1 pseudogene is annotated in these 886 nt (G+C 64.6%); it reads right to left on the bottom strand.

What is annotated here, in order from left to right:
- Window positions 1-17: 17 nt before the first annotated feature.
- Window positions 18-763: pseudogene (locus D7W79_RS45580) on the bottom strand (IS5 family transposase).
- Window positions 764-886 lie beyond the last annotated feature (123 nt).

The raw sequence follows: 886 nt of genomic DNA, 5'->3' as shown, positions 1-886 counted from the left end.
CTAGGGGCTGTCCCTGATTAACGCAGCCAGAGAAGCATGGAAGCGACGTGGAGGACAGCGAGGTAGCAGGTCGCCGTCTTGTCGTAGCGGGTGGCGGCGGCGCGAAAGCGCTTGAGGTCGTGGAAGAAGCACTCCACCCGGTAGCGCAGCCGGTAGAGGGTGCGGTCCAGCGGCGGAGGCTGCTTGCGGCCGGGGTGGGGATGAATCACAGGCTTCATCTCCACATTCAAGACGTTGGAGCGAATGCGCTCCGCGTCGTAGCCGGTGTCTGCGATGAAGGCTTCGCCCTCGGCATGCACCAGCAACTCCTCGGCCATGGTGGACTCATGCTGCTGGCCGGGCGTCAGCGCGAGGTGGAGCGGCTTACCGCCCGTCGTTGTGACGGCGTGAACCTTCGTTGAAAAACCTCCTCGAGAACGCCCCAGAGCATTTCTTCGGACCCCCCTTTTCCGCCCGAGGCGTCCTGGTGCGCTCGGACGACGGAGGCATCTGCGAGCGAGCCGCGCTCATCCACTTCAAGCCGCAGGGCCTTGAAGATGGCCTCCCATCTGCCGGCCTGCGCCCAGCGGTGGAAGCGGTTGTAGACGGTCTTCCAATGGCCGAACCGCTCGGGCAAGTCCCGCCACTGCACGCCCGTCTTCACACGCCAGATGACGGCGTTGATGAAGTCGCGGTCCCCTCGCTTCGAGGGTGGGCCACTGCGCGAGCCCAGCAGGGGCTCAATGCGGCTCCACTCGGCATCGGTCAGCTCATGTCGGCGCACAGCCAGCGTTGATCATGCCTGACGCTGGCTGGCAACCTCCTGATGCCTTCCGAAGCCGGGTCCAATGCCGGTGTTTGATCCACCAGGTTGATTTTCCGGCCTGAGATCAGGGACAGCCCCTAG

The sequence above is a fragment of the Corallococcus exercitus genome, from assembly GCF_003611585.1.
GTDB lineage: Bacteria > Myxococcota > Myxococcia > Myxococcales > Myxococcaceae > Corallococcus > Corallococcus exercitus.
Note: the sequence above shows the minus strand (reverse complement) of the source record. Positions and strands in the feature narration are given on the sequence as shown.